Source organism: Aeromonas sp. Y318-3 (assembly GCF_027706185.1).
In the GTDB taxonomy this organism is placed as follows: domain Bacteria; phylum Pseudomonadota; class Gammaproteobacteria; order Enterobacterales; family Aeromonadaceae; genus Aeromonas; species Aeromonas veronii.
Map to the genome: position 1 here is coordinate 256,915 of NZ_JAPDCN010000005.1, position 15,474 is coordinate 272,388.

Genomic DNA, 15,474 nt, shown 5'->3' on the forward strand with positions numbered 1-15,474 from the left:
GTGATGGGCCCCCTTGCTATTGCGCTTATTGCGGCTTGTTGGCCCCCGGCAGCGGCTGCCAGGTGAGGCGGGTTACCTGAGTGCCCTGCACCTCGCACTTGAGGCTCAGCTCCTGCCACCCCTTATCCTGACGCAGGGAGACCTCCCCTTCCATCCCCTGCTCACCAATCTTCAGCTTATCCTGCTCGAAGATCACCTTGTCGCCGTGGGCGAGATCCATCAGTTTGCCGTTGCAGAGCCAGTGAGCGAGATCCGCCCCCTTCAGCTTGACGCCCCCATTGGCCGCCTTCTGCTCGGCCGCGCTCACCACAAACAGCTTGCTCAGCTCGGCGGCCCGCTTGGTGAGCCACTCCTGACGCTGCTGCATGCTCATCTTGCTGACGAACTCGGCGGGCTGCCCCTTCTCGTCCAGCCATTGGGTCAGCTTGCCGCTGTCATCAAAGGCAAACTGGGCGGCGGGCTCTTTGACCCCGAACAGCTTGCCGCCCTTGAAGTAGTAGCGGCTCTCCCCTTCCAGCTTGCCCAGCTCGTTCATAATGGGCACGGCGATGATGACCGGGGCGCCATCCATCCAGGCCTTGATATCGACGCCGTCATAGCTGAATTGACGGGTATCGAGAGCGCTCTCGGCCCCCTTCTCCATCAGGGTAAACTGCTCGGCGAGAGAAGCGGCCAGAGAAGGGAGGGAGCAGAATCCCAGGGTCAGCGCGATCGCTGTGTTGCGCATTGAGTTGTACATAACACTCCTGTGATGGGCCATCCGGCCCGTGGTTAACTCTCTGTCAGCCAGGCCCGCAGACCTTCCCGGTGAGCATCGCTCAGGGGCAGGGATTGGCGGGCCCGGTAGTCAAAATGGATCAGGGTCGTTTCGGCGGTGACGGCCAGTTCGCCGCCCTGCCAGGCCTCCTGCCAGACCGTAAAGGAACTGGTGCCGATGCGGCGCACGCCAGTCTTGATGGTGACCGGCTGGCCGTAGAACAGCTCCCGTTTGAACTGCACCGTATAGCCCGCGATGATCAGATGCCAGTTATGCACATCCAGATCGGGGGAGAAGATCCGGAACAGGGGATCCCGCGCCGATTCGAACCAGACCGCCGGCACCGTATTGTTGATATGACCGAGGGCATCCGTCTCCTGAAAGCGGGGTTGGATCTGCATTTCCAGCATGAGTTGACTCCTTGTCTCTTTGTTCTGTCCTTGTCCTGTTGATTGGACATCAGTGGCCAATGGGTGGCCGCCGGGCATCACCAGCGGATCAGCATGTTACATGATACTGCTGGCCCAAGCACAGGGATGCCCACGACCCTGCGCGACCGGCCAGCAGGTGTCGCAGTGCGGCGGATTGTAGGGCTGCACAGAAAAGCGGGCAGTAAAAAGCCCCGCACATCTTGGGTGTGCGGGGCTGGTGCAGATAACCAAACGGCTCGGGGACTAGCCCAACAGATCGAAGCGATCCGCATTCATCACCTTGTTCCAGGCGGTGATGAAGTCACAGACAAACTTCTCCTTGTTGTCATCCTGGGCATAGACCTCGGCATAGGCGCGCAACACCGAGTTGGAGCCGAACACCAGATCCACCCGGGTGGCCGTCCATTTCAGGGCGCCGCTGCGGCGATCTCGGATCTCGTAGAGATTGCTCGCTTTCGGCAGCCACTGGTAGCCCATGTCGGTCAGGTTGACGAAGAAGTCGTTGCTGAGCACCCCGACTCGGTCGGTAAAGACCCCGTGCCCGGTACCGCCGTGGTTGGTGCCGAGCACCCGCATCCCGCCGACCAGCGCCGTCATCTCGCAGGCGGTGAGTCCCATCAGCTGGGCGCGATCCAGCAGCAGCTCCTCCGCCGTCACCACATAGTCCTGCTTCAGCCAGTTGCGGAAGCCGTCGGCCAGCGGCTCCAGCACCTCGAACGAGGCCACATCGGTCTGGGCCTGAGTGGCGTCCCCCCGGCCCGGCGCAAACGGCACGCTCACCGTCACCCCGGCGGCCAGCGCAGCCTGCTCGATGGCGAGGTTGCCCCCCAGCACGATGAGATCCGCGACGCTGACGCCACACTCGGCCGCCAGCTTGTCATAGACCGCCAGCACCTTCGCCAACTTCGCCGGTTCGTTGCCCGGCCAATCCTTCTGGGGCGCCAGCCGGATGCGGGCGCCGTTGGCACCGCCCCGCTTGTCGGAGCCTCGGAAGGTACGGGCACTATCCCAGGCGGTACTCACCCGCTCGCTGATGGAGAGGCCGCTGGCGGCAATCCTGGTCTTCACCGCCGCCACGTCATAATCGGCGCGTCCGGCAGGCACCGGATCCTGCCAGATCAGATCTTCTGTCGGCACATAGGGGCCGACATAGCGGCTCTTCGGCCCCATATCCCTGTGGGTCAGCTTGAACCAGGCGCGGGCGAAGGCGTCGGAGAAGGCCGCCGGATCATCGCGGAAGCGCTCGGCAATCTTGCGATACTCGGGGTCGAATTTGAGCGCCATATCGGCATCCGTCATCATGGGTTTGCAGCGGATCGACGGGTCCTCCACATCCACCGGCATATCCTCTTCGGCGATATTGATCGGTTCCCACTGATGGGCCCCTGCCGGAGATTTTTGCAACCACCAGTCGTACTTGAACAGCAGATCGAAATAGCCGTTGTCCCATTGGGTCGGGTGGGTGGTCCAGGCCCCCTCTATGCCGCTGGTCACTGTGTTGCGGCCGATGCCGCGGCTGTGGTGATTGATCCAGCCGAGCCCCTGCTCCTCGAGGCTGGCCCCTTCCGGCTCGGGGCCAAGCTGTTTGGCATCGCCGTTGCCGTGAGCCTTGCCGACTGTGTGGCCACCGGCGGTCAACGCTACCGTCTCTTCATCATCCATCGCCATGCGGGCGAAGGTGACCCGCATATCCTGCGCAGTTTTCAGCGGATCGGGCTGGCCATCCACCCCTTCCGGGTTGACGTAGATAAGCCCCATCATCACCGCCGCCAGCGGATTTTCCAGATCCCGCTCGCCGGAGTAACGACCGCCCGGCTTGCCGCTGGGCGCCAGCCACTCCTTCTCCGATCCCCAGTAGATATCCTTCTCCGGATGCCAGATATCCTCGCGGCCAAAGGCGAAGCCGAAGGTCTTGAGCCCCATGGACTCATAAGCCACGGTGCCCGCCAGAATAATCAAATCGGCCCAGCTGATCTTGTTGCCGTACTTCTTCTTGATGGGCCACAGCAGGCGACGGGCCTTGTCGAGGTTGGCGTTATCCGGCCAGGAGTTGAGGGGGGCAAAGCGCTGGTTACCGCTGCCGCCACCACCACGGCCATCGGCGATGCGGTAAGTCCCGGCCGAGTGCCAAGCCATGCGGATCATCAGGCCGCCGTAGTGGCCCCAGTCGGCGGGCCACCACTCCTGACTGTCGGTCATCAGGGCGGTCACATCCTGCTTGAGGGCCGCCATATCGAGCCCCTTCAAGGCTTCCCGATAGTTGAAACCGGCCCCCAGCGGATTGGTCTTGGTATCGTGTTGGTGAAGAATGTCGAGGTTGAGGCTCTTCGGCCACCACTCCATTCTGGACGTCTCGACGGAGGTGGTTCCCCCGTGCATGACCGGGCATTTTCCTGCGGAACTGTCTGAATTGTTGCTCATCGTTTTCCTCATTTGCTCTGCTGTCCATAACCTGAAACAGCATGGCACAGAGGCGTGACACAAACTGTGCAGCAGCGGCCGATTTACGGATCTTTCACGCAAGCGGCCACGGAGCGCCCGTCAGCCGCGACAGAAATTGGACGAACTATGGCGCCTCTGCGGGCTGATGGGGCGGCTCTGGCCGCAGCCAGGCACTGCGAAAATCGAACCAGCCGAGCGCTGTCATCCGCACCCCGTGCACGCCGATCCGGCTCTCCAGCTCCAGCCAGTGGTGAAACAGCGGCACAAACCAGCTCTGCTGCTGCACCCTTGCCAGCAGGGCGCGGGGGCCTGGCTCCTCACCGCTGGCGCGCCACTGCATCAATCCTTGCCACAACTCATGCTGACTGCTCCACACCTTGCGCAGTAACGGGGTCCCCTGCAACCAGGCGTAGGGGGCAAAGGGGCCGGCATGTTCGAGGTTGAGGGTGCCGAGCCAGAGATCCACATCCTCATCCTCGCCACTCACCCAGCGACCGTAATCCAGGGTGCGCACCTCCAGCCTGATCCCCTGTTCGGTCAGCAGGCTACTCATGGCGTTGGCGCACTCGTTGAACTCCAGATGCTGGTTGAAACAGGCCAGCACCAAGGTCGTCGGCAACTGCGCAGGCGTAGGCAAGGGCGCGGGCAGCGCTTCGCGCCAGTGGGGCAGCAGGCCGAGGGCGCTGGTCCAGCCCCGTTGCAACTCGGGGGCGACCCGCCCCATCAGGGCCACCGGATTGAGCAGTTGGCCGAGCCACTGGCGCAGGGCGGGATCCTGCAAGGATCCGGAACGATCGTCCTGCAGCAGGAAGTAGCAGCCCGACTCCAGCTCCGATTCGCCGCGCATGGTACCGAGCTCAGGGCTGTCGCGCCCCAGCTGCAGGTGGGTCTCCAGCCGCTCCGCCAATTCCGGTAGCATCCAGATGTCGATCTCGTCGAGCAGGGCGCGCAGGCCGAAGTAGTCGTCAAACGCCGCAAGGCAAAGATGCAGGGGATCGTTCACAGCCACCCGGTAAGGGCCGGTGCCCACAGGTCGCAGGGCAAAGCCCGCCTCCCCCTTGAGCTCTCGCGGCAAAATGGTCGCCACCGGCTCCGCCAGCAGGTGGGGCAGCCAGGGATCCGGGCTGTCGAGATAGAGATCCAGGGTACGCGGCCAGGGGCTCTCCAGCCGATCCAGATGGGCGAACAGCGGGCGATCCCGCAGGGCCAGCAGACTCTCCATCACATCTTCCACCACCAGCTCGCGACCGTGGTGAAAACGCACCGCCGGGCGCAGATAGAAGCGCCAGTGACAGGGGCCTAGACACTCCCAGTGGTGGGCCAGATCCCCTTCGATTTCCCCATTTTCCTCATTTCGCCGGGTGAGGCCGTTGAAGATCTGGCGGCTCAGGTGAATTTCGGAGCGGCGCATCGGGCCGGTGGGCAGCAACTGCGGCAGCGGCCGGTAGTAGGGCACCCGCAGGATCTGGCGCCCCTCGCGGGTGGCCTGACCGAGCTGCTCTATCAGCAACGGAGTGAGCAGATCGAGGCGATCTTCGGCCAGCCGCACCGCCTGTGCCAGCTGGCCCTGACTGAGCAGCTCCCGCAAGCAGCGCCGGGTCAGGCTCTCCTGACTATCGAGCAGGGTGAGTCGGGAGCGCCGCCCCCGCCCCGCTTCTGCCGACCAGCTGAGCCAGCCCTGATCCTGCATCCGCCGCAGCAGCAGGCGAGCGTTGCGCGGGGTGCAGCAGAGCAGATCCGCCACCTCGGCGAGGCTGATCTCCCGCTCGTCGCTGCCAAGCAGCTGGGCGAGTCGTTGAAATTGCTGGTAGAGGCGACCGGTCGGCATAAAAGAGGAAATCCTGTTGCTATAAGTCATCAGTTTTTACTTCCGTATTTTAGCTCAATACTGCTGGCGAACGTGAGAACCACAGCAGAGGAACACCATCATGAGCCACGCCAACCCCCTCAAACCGAACCGGATCCAGCAGACCTTGCGCCGTTACTTCAAGCGGATCCTGCCGCGCCCCTTGCCACTTATCGAAGATCCCATGCAGCAGCTCAACCGCCTGATGCAGTGGGACATGAACCAGATCGATGACAAGGAGTATCGCCGTCGTCTCTGAGTGCAGGCCATACCAACCACTCGGGACACGCATCCCCTGTGGGCGACATTGCTTTGCCGGATCTTGCTGTTTACATCGGCCACGGGCCTGATAGATTGGACGTCTATCCATCTATAACTGCCATAAGCAACATCCAACAAGGAGTGTGTGATGAAAGATGCGACCCTGGCCTTGCACCACGGCTTTTCCAACGACCCCACCACCAAAGCGGTCGCCGTGCCCATCTACCAGACGGTGGCCTACGAGTTCGAGAGCGCCCAGCACGGGGCGGATCTGTTCAATCTGGCGGTGCCGGGCAACATCTACACCCGCATCATGAACCCCACCAACGATGTGCTGGAGCAGCGGATGGCCGCGCTGGAAGGGGGGATTGCCGCGCTCGTGGTCTCGGCAGGTTCCGCCGCCATCACCTACGCCATTCAGGCGCTGACCGCCGCCGGTGACAACATTGTCTCCACCCCTCAGCTCTATGGCGGCACCTATACCTTGTTCGCCCACATGCTGCCGAGTTTCGGGGTCGAGGTGCGCTTCGCCAGGGATGACAGCGCCGAGGCCATCGCCGCCCTTATCGACGACAAGACCAAGGCAGTCTACTGCGAGAGCATCGGCAACCCAGCAGGCAACATCGTCGATCTGGCCGCGCTGGCCAAGGCCGCCCACGCCCGTGGTGTGCCGCTCATCGTCGACAACACGGTCGCCACCCCGGTACTCTGCAAGCCCATCGAACACGGCGCTGACATAGTCGTACACAGCCTGACCAAATATGTCGGCGGCCACGGCAACTCGCTGGGTGGCGTGGTGGTCGACTCGGGCAAGTTCCCCTGGGCGGATCACGCCGAGCGCTTCCCCCAGCTGACCAAACCCGAACCCTCCTACCACGGGGTGGTCTATACCGAGGCCTTTGGCCCGGCCGCCTTTATCGGGCGGGTACGCACAGTGCCCCTGCGCAATACCGGCGCGGCGCTGGCGCCGATGAACGCCTTCCTGCTGCTGCAAGGGCTGGAGACCCTGAGCCTGCGCATGGAGCGCCACGTCGACAACGCCCTGCGGGTCGCCAACCACCTCAAGCATCACCCCAAGGTTGCCTGGGTCAGCTATGCCGGTCTGCCGGGTCACCCGCACTATCTGCTGGCGGAGAAGTACATGGCCGGTCGCCCCTCGGCCATTCTCTCGTTCGGCCTGAAAGAGGGTTACGAGGCGGGCGTGCGCTTCTACGATGCGCTGAAGATCTTCAAGCGGCTGGTCAATATCGGCGACGCCAAGTCGCTGGCCTGCCATCCCGCCTCCACCACCCATCGCCAGTTGAGCGAGGAGGAGCAGGCCAAGGCAGGCGTGAAACCGGAGATGATCCGGCTGTCGGTGGGGATCGAGGCGATCGAGGACATTCTGGCGGATCTGGATCAGGCGCTGGAGGCCTGAGTCAGTCAACGAGGGAGCGGGCATCAGCCCGCTCTTTTTTAGCCATCGGTGAACCGCCCCCCTCGCCTGCTCGTATACACCATCCTGCCACCGAATCGAGGTCGTTATGATAGTCCTGCACCACCTGAACAAATCCCGCTCCCAACGCATCATCTGGCTGCTCGAAGAGCTGGGCCAGCCCTATGAGATCAAGGCGTATCAGCGCGATGCCACCACCTTTCTGGCACCGCCCGAGCTCAAAGCCATCCACCCCCTCGGCAAGTCGCCGGTCATCGAGTTCGACGGCCGGGTGCTGGCGGAATCGGGCGCCATCACCGAGTACCTGATTGCCCGCTACGCCCCGGATCGGCTGGCGCCGGCCACAGACAGCCCGGAGTATGCCGAATATCTGCAGTGGCTCCACTTTGCCGAGAGCTCCGGCATTCTGCCGCTGCTGCTCGACATGTTCGTGCGCAAGGATGGCAGCCCGATGCGCTTCCTGCCGGACTACGCCAAGGCGGAGTGTGCCAAGGTGCTGGGCTACCTCAACGAGGTACTGGCGAATCGCCACTATCTGGTGGGGGATCGCCTATCCGGCGCCGACATCATGAACTCCTTCCTGGTGGATCTGCTGGCGCAAAGCGGCCAGCTTGCCCACTTCCCGCATCTGCAAGCCTATTGGGAACGCCTCAATACCCATCCGGCCCGTCAAAAGGCGGTAGAGCTGGAGCGCGAGCTGGATCAGCGCCCCTGATCCGAACAGCCACCATGCAAAACGCCCCGACTGTCGGGGCGTTTTTGTTATGCAGCGGGCCGCGGTTTACTTGGTAGCGGGCACCTTGTCCCGGCGCGACTTCCACCACCAGCGCAGCCGGATTTGAGAGATAAGCATCCCCGCCAGCATCAGGGCGCAACCGGCGATGGCGCGCTCATCCAGCGTCTCACCCAACAGCAACACGCCACCCACGGCGGCAAAGACGGTCTCCAGACTGAGGATGATGGCGGCATGGGCAGGATGAGCACCCCGCTGCCCCACCACCTGCAGGGTATAACCCACCCCGACCGATACCAGCCCGGCATAGAGCAGTGCCTGCCAACCGGCCACGGCACCAGCCACAGTCGGGGTTTCGATGACAAAGGCGGTGGCGAGGCTGAGCAGGCCGCAGACTACGAACTGCACCCCGGCGAGCTTGATGGGAGCAACCCGGTTGGAGTAGTGATCCACCAGCAGCAGATGCACAGCCCAGAACAGGGCACCAACTACCTGCAACAGATCGCCAAAGCCGATGGTGAACTCGTCGGTGACGCTCAACACATAGAGACCGGCCAGCGCGATGATGGCGCCGATCCAGGTATTGAGGCCGCTCTTGTGGCGCAGCAGTAGCCCCAGTACCGGCACCAGAATGATGTAGAGCCCGGTGATGAAACCGGCCTTGGCGGCAGTGGTATAGAGCAGCCCCACTTGCTGCAGGGAGGCGGCACAGAACAGCACCAGCCCGGCCAGCACACCACCGATCAGCAGTTGGCGATGGTCGCTCGCGATGGCAACAGGTTGTCGGGATTTGAGCCACCAGAGCAGCGGCAGCAGGGAGAGGGCACCGAGCAGAAAGCGCAGGCCATTGAAGGTATAGGGCCCCATGTGATCCATCCCGAGGCGCTGGGCGACAAAGCCCATACCCCAGATGGTGGCAGCCATCAGCAACATCAGATTGGAGCGCATGGCGATTCTTCCTTAAATCGGCGCGTGACGGGTTATCCGATCTAAGATACCCGCCTCCCTATCCTCTTGTCTCCACTCTTTGTCTTCGCTCTCCACGCGCTGCATCGCACTGCTTTTGAGCACAGCGAGTGTTACAGCAGCGAGGGCTTGGTGAACACGGCAAACAGGGCAATCAGTAGCAGATTGCCCCGCAGGATCCACACCACCCGGAAGTGCTGCTGGATGGAGATCATCGGCGCCTTGCCCAGACGCAGGGCGCGACGCCAGCGATAGAAGAGGCGGCTGGGATAAACGAGGGAGCCAACAATCAGCAGAAACAGCCCCATCTTGAGGCCGTGAGCAGGATGGGCAAAGATCTCTGCCACCGAGCTGGCATGCTCGAGGGCCAGCAGACACCCGGTGGCAAAGATGGAGAAGAGCGCCAGCGCAGCCACCCCATCTGCCAGCAGCAGACGGCGCACTCGCAGCATGTTCAGGCCGCGCCGAAAGATCAGATACTCGACACAGAGGGCAAGGATTAGCACCGCTATGCTGCCATAATGAATCATTGAGAGCAGAGTGTGGTTCAGCATCGGAAACATCTCATTTTCTGCCTTTAGACGAGCCGCACAGCATCATATATGCTGGTGTCACCCGAGACGAAAAGGATCTGTTCATGTCCCCCGCCAAGCCCAAGAACACTTGGTCTTTGATCACCCGCATGCGGCTGGGCCTCCTCTTGCTCTTTATCCCTGTGTTGCTGCTCGGCAGCATCTACTACCTGCATATGGAGCGCACCCTGCGCCACGAGCAGCAACAATATCTGATTGCTCGCAACACCCAGTATTTCCATACCCTGATCGAACCCTATCTGGCGACCCTCAAACGCCAGTTTACGCTCATTTATCAGCAGGTAAATTATCGGGATTTCAGCGGCCCGGAGATCCGCAACGGCGAGCGCTACCTGCAACAGTGGCAGGCCTATCACAAGGTGATGGAGCTCGATTACGTCTACGTGGGCACCGAGCATCGCAAGATGCTGATCCACCCCTCCTGGCAGGCCGACGAGAAGTTCGATCCCAGAACCCGCCCCTGGTATCTGCTGGCCGCCAGCCATCCCGGACAGATTGTCTGGACCGCTCCTTATTACGACTACACCTTGGGCACCCTCACTATGGCGCTGGCCAGGGTGATTGAAGATCCTGACGGCAAGCGGGTTGGCGTACTCTCGCTGGATACCCAGCTCACCCCCCTCGCCAGCTGGCTAAACAGTCGGCATGATCAGAGTCACCATCTGGGCAATGGTTATCAGATCCTGCTCAACCATGACGGGCTGGTGCTGGCCCATCCGGATCGCGAACGGGTATTCAAACCCCTCGCCCACCCCGACTGGCTGGCCCGGATGCAACAGCCGCAGGGCTTTTTCCTCGATGATGCCAGCGGCATGATGGTCTCCTACTACCGCATCCCCGAGCAGCGCTGGATCCTGCTCAGCGTCGAGCCGACTGCCAGCATGCAGCAGGTGATCGACAGCGTCTCCATCAACGTCCAGCTGATGATTGCCGTCGCCTGCATTCTCTATCTGCTGCTGGCCCTGCTCTGGTCCCGCTACTTCCGCCGCATGCTGGGGGAGATCACCCTGCTGATCCGCGCCAGCCGCTCCGGCGGTATCGCCTACAACGGCCGCCGTATGCTGGAGCTGGCCAAGGTCTATGAAGAGATGGATGCCGCCAGCCAGGACTTTGCCCAGATCCGCCTGCAAGCCCATCAGGACAAACTCACCGGGCTCTACAACCGTCGCTTCTTCGACGAGTGCCTGCAGAAGCAGCTCAACAGTGGCGCTCCCTTCGGGGTGGTGATGTTCGATCTGGATGACTTCAAACGGGTCAACGATACCCACGGCCATCAGGCGGGGGATGTGGTGCTCAAGCGGGTGAGCAAGCTGGGCATGAATCTGTTCCACGAGTGGGGCTGGTTCTGCCGCTATGGCGGCGAGGAGCTGGTGCTGATCTTCCGTTACGGCGAAGAGCAGCCGATGCTCCCCTCCCTGCTGGAAGCGTTCCGGCTCGGGGTGGAGCAGCTGGAGTGGCGCGAACCCGATCTCACCATCACCATCAGCGGCGGGGTGGCCTTTAGTCGCTCCGGGCTCTCGGCCAAAGAGCTGGTGGAGCTGGCCGACAAGGGGGTCTATCAGGCCAAGCGGGAGGGGAAAAACCGTATCTGCTTCCCGCTGCGCCCCCCCCCTCACCAGAGTGCCGAGGAGGATATTCCCGCCTTTGGCGAGCCCCGGCAACAAACCAACGAAGGGTAGCCACAGCGGCCAGCATCAACCACAACGCCGTCAGTAAAAACAAAGAGAGAGGCTCCAGCCTCTCTCTTTGTTTATCGTGCTTCTTGCCGCACGTTAAGCCAGTGTGGCGCGCGACTCAGCGCTGCCACTCCCACACCGGCCAGCCCAGCTCCTCGGCTTGCTGGCGCAGCGCGGGGGCCGGATTGACCGCATGGGAATGGCTCACCGCACGCAGCATGGGCAGATCATTGTGGGAGTCACTGTAACCAAAGCTCCCCTGCCAGAGGTGGTCCCTGCCTGCAAACAGCTGGTTGATGCGGGCCACCTTGCCTTCGCGAAAGCTGAGGGTGCCACGGGTCTGACCGGTCAGCATCCCCTCCTCCTCATCGAGCAGGATGGCGACGCAGTGATCCATCCCCAGCATCTTCGCCATGGGCGCCACCAGATGCTCGCCGGAGGCGGAGATGAGCACCAGGTCGTCTCCCCGCTCCCGATGCCATTCGATGCGCGCCAACCCCTCGGGGTAGAGGCGCTCGCGCAGCACCTGCTCGGCAAAGCGGGTAGAGAGCGAGTCGAGCCACTGGCGCGTCTTGCCCACCAGCGGTTGCAGGGTGAAGGCCATGTACTGGTGCATGTCCATCTTGCCCTGATGGTAGAGGGACATCATGGCCTGCTCCTCGGCGATCATGCTGGCGGGCGCCAGCTCCTCGGCCACCATGTACTCCAGCCAGAGGCTGGCGGAATCCCCCGCAATCAGGGTCTCGTCCAGATCAAACAGTGCCAGTGCCATGGGCGCTCCTCGCAGTGAAAATGGAAATGAAATGCGGCCTCATGCTACCTCACAGAGTTGATCCCGGGCCACCGCCAGGGTCACGGCACTGCCAGTGGCCAGCAGATCGCCAACCGAACGGTTGAGGCAATCCACTGTCAACAGCCCCGCCTCGCACTCCACCTGATAGCGGACCACGTTGCCGAGCAGCTGTTGCTGGCGAACGATGCCGGGCAGGCTGGGTTCGCTGCTGGTCGCCCCGGCGGGCAGCAGGGTGATGGACTCCGGCCGCAGCGCCAGCTTGCCCTGAAAACGGGGGCCGAACAGCGACTTGCCCTGCTCTGCGCCAAGCAGGTTGTAGTTGCCGATAAAACCCGCCACAAACTCGCTGGCGGGACGGGTATAGATCTGCTCCGGCGTGCCGCTCTGCACGATGGATCCCTTGTTCATCAGGAAGATCCGATCCGACATGGTGAGCGCCTCCTCCTGATCGTGGGTCACGAAGATGGTGGTGAGCTCAAGGCGCTGCTGGATCTCGCGGATCTGCTGGCGCAGGCTGCGGCGGATGCGGGCGTCCAGCGCCGAGAGCGGCTCGTCCAGCAACAGGATCCTTGGCCGTACCACCAGGGCGCGCGCCAGTGCCACCCGCTGGCGCTGACCGCCGGAGAGCTCGGCCGGATAGCGGCGCTCGAAACCGGTCAGCTCCACCAGCGCCAGCACCTCCTGCACGCTGGCGGCGAGATCCCGTCCCGGCTGGGGTTTCATCTTGAGGCCGAAGGCAACGTTGTCCCACACCGTCATGTTGGGGAACAGCGCATAACTCTGGAACACCATGCCGATGCCGCGCTTCTGGGGCGCCTGCCAGGTGATCTCCTCACCGGCCACCCGCACCTGACCGCCATCCACCGGAGTGAGCCCGGCCAGCGCCCGCAGCAGGGTGGACTTGCCGCAGCCAGAGGGGCCGAGCAGGGTAACCAGCTCCCCCTTGCGAATGCCGAATTCGATCCCCTCGAACACCGGCGTATCGCCGTAGGATTTGTGCAACTGATTGACTTCTAAATGAAACATCTTGGATCACCGATGAAATCTGTTGGCCGCCCAGGTGAGCAGCAGGGTCAGCAGGAAGTAACTCATCACCAGCGCACTGGTGAAGTGGCCAGAAGTGGCGCGCATGTTGTAGAGGTAGACCTGCAGGGTCTCGTAACGGGTGCCCACCAGCATGTTGGCAAACACGAACTCGCCGAGCAGGAAGGAGAGGGAGAGAAACAGCGCTGCCAGCAGCCCCTTGCGCAGACAAGGGATCACCACCAGCAGAAAGGCGCGCCGACTACTGGCCCCCAGCAGATGGGCGGCATCCATCAAATCCCTGAGCGGTACCCCTTGCAGGCTGTTGGCCAGCGCCCGGTACATGAAGGGGAGCACCACGGTGAACCAGGTGCCGATCAGGACCCACGGCGTGCCGATAATGGGCAGGACACCATCGGCGTAGATCTGCAGCAGCCCCACCGACGAGACCACTGGCGGCACCGCAAAGGGGAGCAGGATCAGCAGGTTCATCCAGGGATCCAGCTTTGGGAAGTAGTAGGCCACCACCAGCACGGTCGGCACCAGCACCAGGGTCCCCAGCAGCAGGGTGGCGAAGCAGACCAGGAGGCTGCGGCCAAACGCCGCCAGAAAACGCGGGTCGCCCCACAGCTTGAGATACCAGTCGAGGGTGAAGCCGTCCGGCAGCAGGGTCGCCCCCCAGCGGGTGGAGATGGAGTAGAGAAAGGTAGCCAGCAGCGGCAGCAGCAGGGTGGCGACCAGCCCCCCCAGCACCCACTTGGACCAGCGCGGCGTCAAATCATGCATGGGATTGCCCCTTGTTCACATAGCTCTTTTTCAGCAGCCACTGGTTGGCAGCCGTCACAACGCCCAGCAGCACCATCAGGATCACCGCCAGCGCCGCCGCCATATTGGGCTCGAGGAAGATGTCGCCGGAGACCAGACTGGCCACCCGGATGGTCACCAGATTGAAGTTGCCGGTGGTAAGGGCGTAGGCGGAGGCATAGGCCCCCACCGCGTTGGCAAACAGGATGATCAGGGTGCCGAGCAGCGCAGGCGTCAGCACCGGCAGCGCCACATGCCACACATACTGCCCCTTGCTCGCCCCCAGCAGCGCGGCCGCTTGCGGCCACTCATCCTGCAGCGCATCGAAGGCCGGATAGAGCAGCAGCAGGGCGAGCGGGATCTGGAAGTAGGTGTAGATGAGGATAAGGCCGCTGCCCGAGTAGAGGTTGAAGCCGTCGATCAATCCCCAGGATTTCAGCAGCAGGGTCACCGCACCGTTGATGCCGAGAATGATGATGAAGGCGAATGCCAGCGGCACCCCGCTGAAGTTGCCGGTCATGGTGACGAAGGCCAGCAGCAGCCGCTTGACCCGCTCGCCGCTGTGACGTAGCGCTGCCGCCCCGAGGGTGCCGATGGCAAGCCCCGCCAGACTGGCGATACCGGCAATGCGCAACGAGTTGCCGAACGATTGCAGGTAGAAGGGGGAGCTCAAAATCTCCCGGTAGTAGTCGATGCCCCAGCCATCCGGGGTCTGGAAACTGCCCACCAGCACCCACACCATGGGGGCTAGCTGGAACAGGATCATCAAGAGAATAAACGGCAGCAGCACCAGCGCGGGCAGCCAGTGGCGGCGCACCTTGCGCATGGTGGCCACGGGTCGATCCGCGAGGATCTCGGTGGTGGCAGGCATCATCAGTGCACCTCGCGCATAAAGGCGGCCTTGAGCAGCGGTGGCGCTGCCGGTTTGTCGTGGGGGATGCCCAGCAGATCGGCCATCAGGGCGCAGAGCTGGGTCTGGGCGATCACTACCCCATCCGGCCAGCGCTCGATAAAGGCATCGCCAAACAGCCAGAGTGGCACTGTGCGCTCTTCCGGCAGGGTGCCGCCGTGGCTCAGGTCGTTGTTCATGCCATGATCCGAGGTGATCACCACCTGATACCCCTCAGCCAGCCACTGGGGCAGCAGATCGGCCAGCAAGCTGTCCATCCGGCGCGCCTGATTGCGGTACTGGCGGGAATCGAGGCCAAACTTGTGGCCCGCATCGTCCACTCCCATCGGGTGGATCAGCAGAAAATCGGGGTCATATTGGGTTCTGAGCCATTCCCCATCCATCAGCAGATGGCTGTCGGGATAGTTGTCATCCCAGTAGAAGCAGCCGTGCTGGATGGGCAACTGCTCGTCATGAGTAAAGCGATCACGGGCTGCCAGCCAAGGGCTGCGGTTGTAGAGTTCGCTCACCCAGTAATAGGCCGCCGCTGCGGTGCGTTTGCCCGCGGCGCGGGCCAGATGGAAGATTGAGTCATGCAGACTGAGGCGACTCACCCCGTTGTGGGTGATGCCGCTCACCACCGGCGGCACGCCGGTCAGGATGCACTCGTAGAGGGGTCGGGAGAGAGACGGCAGGGCAGCATTCAGGGTCGTATGCAGGCCCCGCCCCGCCTCCACCATGCCACCGAGGTAGCCCATGGTGTGGGCTACCTCGGCTGCCAGACCATCCACAAGTACCACTATCACCTTGTGTTGCACTGGGTTC

General features: G+C 62.7%; 15 protein-coding genes. 4 read left to right on the forward strand and 11 right to left on the reverse strand.

Going from position 1 to position 15,474, the window contains the following annotated elements; translation table 11 throughout:
• Nucleotides 1–25 precede the first annotated feature (25 nt).
• The 4 genes from OKB77_RS09480 to sgrR all read right to left on the reverse strand — a co-directional run bounded on the left by OKB77_RS09480 (nt 26) and on the right by sgrR (nt 5,458).
• Nucleotides 26–727: a hypothetical protein gene (locus OKB77_RS09480; protein WP_150390572.1), complete on the reverse strand. Its 702-nt coding sequence runs from the start codon at nt 725–727 to the stop codon at nt 26–28.
• A 44-nt stretch (nt 728–771) separates the two neighbouring features.
• Nucleotides 772–1,167 carry an acyl-CoA thioesterase gene (locus OKB77_RS09485; RefSeq protein WP_005336457.1) on the reverse strand — a complete coding sequence of 132 codons (396 nt, stop codon included), beginning with the start codon at nt 1,165–1,167 and terminating at the stop codon, nt 772–774.
• Nucleotides 1,168–1,431: 264 nt separating this feature from the next.
• Entirely contained in the window at nt 1,432–3,609 is a 2,178-nt protein-coding gene (gene katG, locus OKB77_RS09490; protein ID WP_150389885.1) for a catalase/peroxidase HPI, read from the reverse strand.
• A gap of 145 nt (nt 3,610–3,754) precedes the next feature.
• On the reverse strand, nt 3,755–5,458 hold the full coding sequence (gene sgrR, locus OKB77_RS09495) for an HTH-type transcriptional regulator SgrR (RefSeq protein ID WP_190973189.1): 1,704 nt from the start codon (nt 5,456–5,458) through the stop codon (nt 3,755–3,757).
• Between the two features lie 100 nt (nt 5,459–5,558).
• Here sgrR and OKB77_RS09500 point away from each other — a divergent pair, with 100 nt between their 5' ends.
• The 3 genes from OKB77_RS09500 (at nt 5,559) to OKB77_RS09510 (ending at nt 7,887) form a co-directional block, all read left to right on the forward strand.
• Nucleotides 5,559–5,735: a hypothetical protein gene (locus OKB77_RS09500; RefSeq protein WP_005336463.1), complete on the forward strand. Its 177-nt coding sequence runs from the start codon at nt 5,559–5,561 to the stop codon at nt 5,733–5,735.
• A gap of 150 nt (nt 5,736–5,885) precedes the next feature.
• A complete protein-coding gene (locus OKB77_RS09505; RefSeq protein WP_150389888.1) occupies nt 5,886–7,154 on the forward strand; it encodes an O-acetylhomoserine aminocarboxypropyltransferase/cysteine synthase family protein in 1,269 nt (422 codons plus the stop codon).
• A gap of 106 nt (nt 7,155–7,260) precedes the next feature.
• Nucleotides 7,261–7,887 (forward strand): glutathione S-transferase family protein, encoded by a 627-nt coding sequence (locus OKB77_RS09510; RefSeq protein WP_190973190.1) that lies wholly within the window; start codon nt 7,261–7,263, stop codon nt 7,885–7,887.
• Nucleotides 7,888–7,953: 66 nt separating this feature from the next.
• On the opposite strand, the gene OKB77_RS09515 is transcribed toward OKB77_RS09510, so the two are convergent.
• Nucleotides 7,954–8,853 (reverse strand): DMT family transporter, encoded by a 900-nt coding sequence (locus OKB77_RS09515; protein WP_136501654.1) that lies wholly within the window; start codon nt 8,851–8,853, stop codon nt 7,954–7,956.
• 131 nt (nt 8,854–8,984) lie between these two features.
• Nucleotides 8,985–9,425 carry a DUF2214 family protein gene (locus OKB77_RS09520; RefSeq protein ID WP_265776434.1) on the reverse strand — a complete coding sequence of 147 codons (441 nt, stop codon included), beginning with the start codon at nt 9,423–9,425 and terminating at the stop codon, nt 8,985–8,987.
• An 83-nt stretch (nt 9,426–9,508) separates the two neighbouring features.
• Between OKB77_RS09520 and OKB77_RS09525 the strand changes: the two genes are divergently transcribed.
• Nucleotides 9,509–11,143 (forward strand): sensor domain-containing diguanylate cyclase, encoded by a 1,635-nt coding sequence (locus OKB77_RS09525; RefSeq protein ID WP_150389891.1) that lies wholly within the window; start codon nt 9,509–9,511, stop codon nt 11,141–11,143.
• Between the two features lie 115 nt (nt 11,144–11,258).
• On the opposite strand, the gene OKB77_RS09530 is transcribed toward OKB77_RS09525, so the two are convergent.
• The 5 genes from OKB77_RS09530 to OKB77_RS09550 are packed head-to-tail and all read right to left on the reverse strand — an operon-like array spanning nt 11,259 to nt 15,467.
• Nucleotides 11,259–11,912 (reverse strand): HAD family hydrolase, encoded by a 654-nt coding sequence (locus OKB77_RS09530; protein ID WP_265776433.1) that lies wholly within the window; start codon nt 11,910–11,912, stop codon nt 11,259–11,261.
• Between the two features lie 39 nt (nt 11,913–11,951).
• A complete protein-coding gene (locus OKB77_RS09535) occupies nt 11,952–12,959 on the reverse strand; it encodes an ABC transporter ATP-binding protein (protein WP_265776432.1) in 1,008 nt (335 codons plus the stop codon).
• 6 nt (nt 12,960–12,965) lie between these two features.
• The gene (locus OKB77_RS09540; RefSeq protein WP_265776431.1) at nt 12,966–13,742 is read right to left on the reverse strand and encodes an ABC transporter permease; all 777 of its coding nucleotides are present in this window, start codon (nt 13,740–13,742) and stop codon (nt 12,966–12,968) included.
• Nucleotides 13,735–14,634, reverse strand: a complete 900-nt coding sequence (locus tag OKB77_RS09545) for an ABC transporter permease (RefSeq protein ID WP_265776430.1) — start codon at nt 14,632–14,634, stop codon at nt 13,735–13,737. Before OKB77_RS09545 ends, OKB77_RS09540 begins: the two co-directional genes overlap by 8 nt.
• Nucleotides 14,634–15,467 (reverse strand): alkaline phosphatase family protein, encoded by an 834-nt coding sequence (locus OKB77_RS09550; protein ID WP_111901586.1) that lies wholly within the window; start codon nt 15,465–15,467, stop codon nt 14,634–14,636. Before OKB77_RS09550 ends, OKB77_RS09545 begins: the two co-directional genes overlap by 1 nt.
• Nucleotides 15,468–15,474 lie beyond the last annotated feature (7 nt).

Bases quoted from the DNA above. Each gene is read 5' to 3' on its own strand.
- OKB77_RS09480 (WP_150390572.1), bottom strand. From the start codon at position 727: ATGCGCAACACAGCGATCGCGCTGACCCTGGGATTCTGCTCCCTCCCT.
- OKB77_RS09485 (WP_005336457.1), bottom strand. From the start codon at position 1,167: ATGCTGGAAATGCAGATCCAACCCCGCTTTCAGGAGACGGATGCCCTC.
- OKB77_RS09540 (WP_265776431.1), bottom strand. From the start codon at position 13,742: ATGCATGATTTGACGCCGCGCTGGTCCAAGTGGGTGCTGGGGGGGCTG.
- OKB77_RS09535 (WP_265776432.1), bottom strand. From the start codon at position 12,959: ATGTTTCATTTAGAAGTCAATCAGTTGCACAAATCCTACGGCGATACG.
- OKB77_RS09505 (WP_150389888.1), top strand. From the start codon at position 5,886: ATGAAAGATGCGACCCTGGCCTTGCACCACGGCTTTTCCAACGACCCC.
- OKB77_RS09500 (WP_005336463.1), top strand. From the start codon at position 5,559: ATGAGCCACGCCAACCCCCTCAAACCGAACCGGATCCAGCAGACCTTG.
- OKB77_RS09515 (WP_136501654.1), bottom strand. From the start codon at position 8,853: ATGCGCTCCAATCTGATGTTGCTGATGGCTGCCACCATCTGGGGTATG.
- sgrR (WP_190973189.1), bottom strand. From the start codon at position 5,458: ATGCCGACCGGTCGCCTCTACCAGCAATTTCAACGACTCGCCCAGCTG.
- katG (WP_150389885.1), bottom strand. From the start codon at position 3,609: ATGAGCAACAATTCAGACAGTTCCGCAGGAAAATGCCCGGTCATGCAC.
- OKB77_RS09520 (WP_265776434.1), bottom strand. From the start codon at position 9,425: ATGCTGAACCACACTCTGCTCTCAATGATTCATTATGGCAGCATAGCG.
- OKB77_RS09510 (WP_190973190.1), top strand. From the start codon at position 7,261: ATGATAGTCCTGCACCACCTGAACAAATCCCGCTCCCAACGCATCATC.
- OKB77_RS09545 (WP_265776430.1), bottom strand. From the start codon at position 14,634: ATGATGCCTGCCACCACCGAGATCCTCGCGGATCGACCCGTGGCCACC.
- OKB77_RS09530 (WP_265776433.1), bottom strand. From the start codon at position 11,912: ATGGCACTGGCACTGTTTGATCTGGACGAGACCCTGATTGCGGGGGAT.
- OKB77_RS09525 (WP_150389891.1), top strand. From the start codon at position 9,509: ATGTCCCCCGCCAAGCCCAAGAACACTTGGTCTTTGATCACCCGCATG.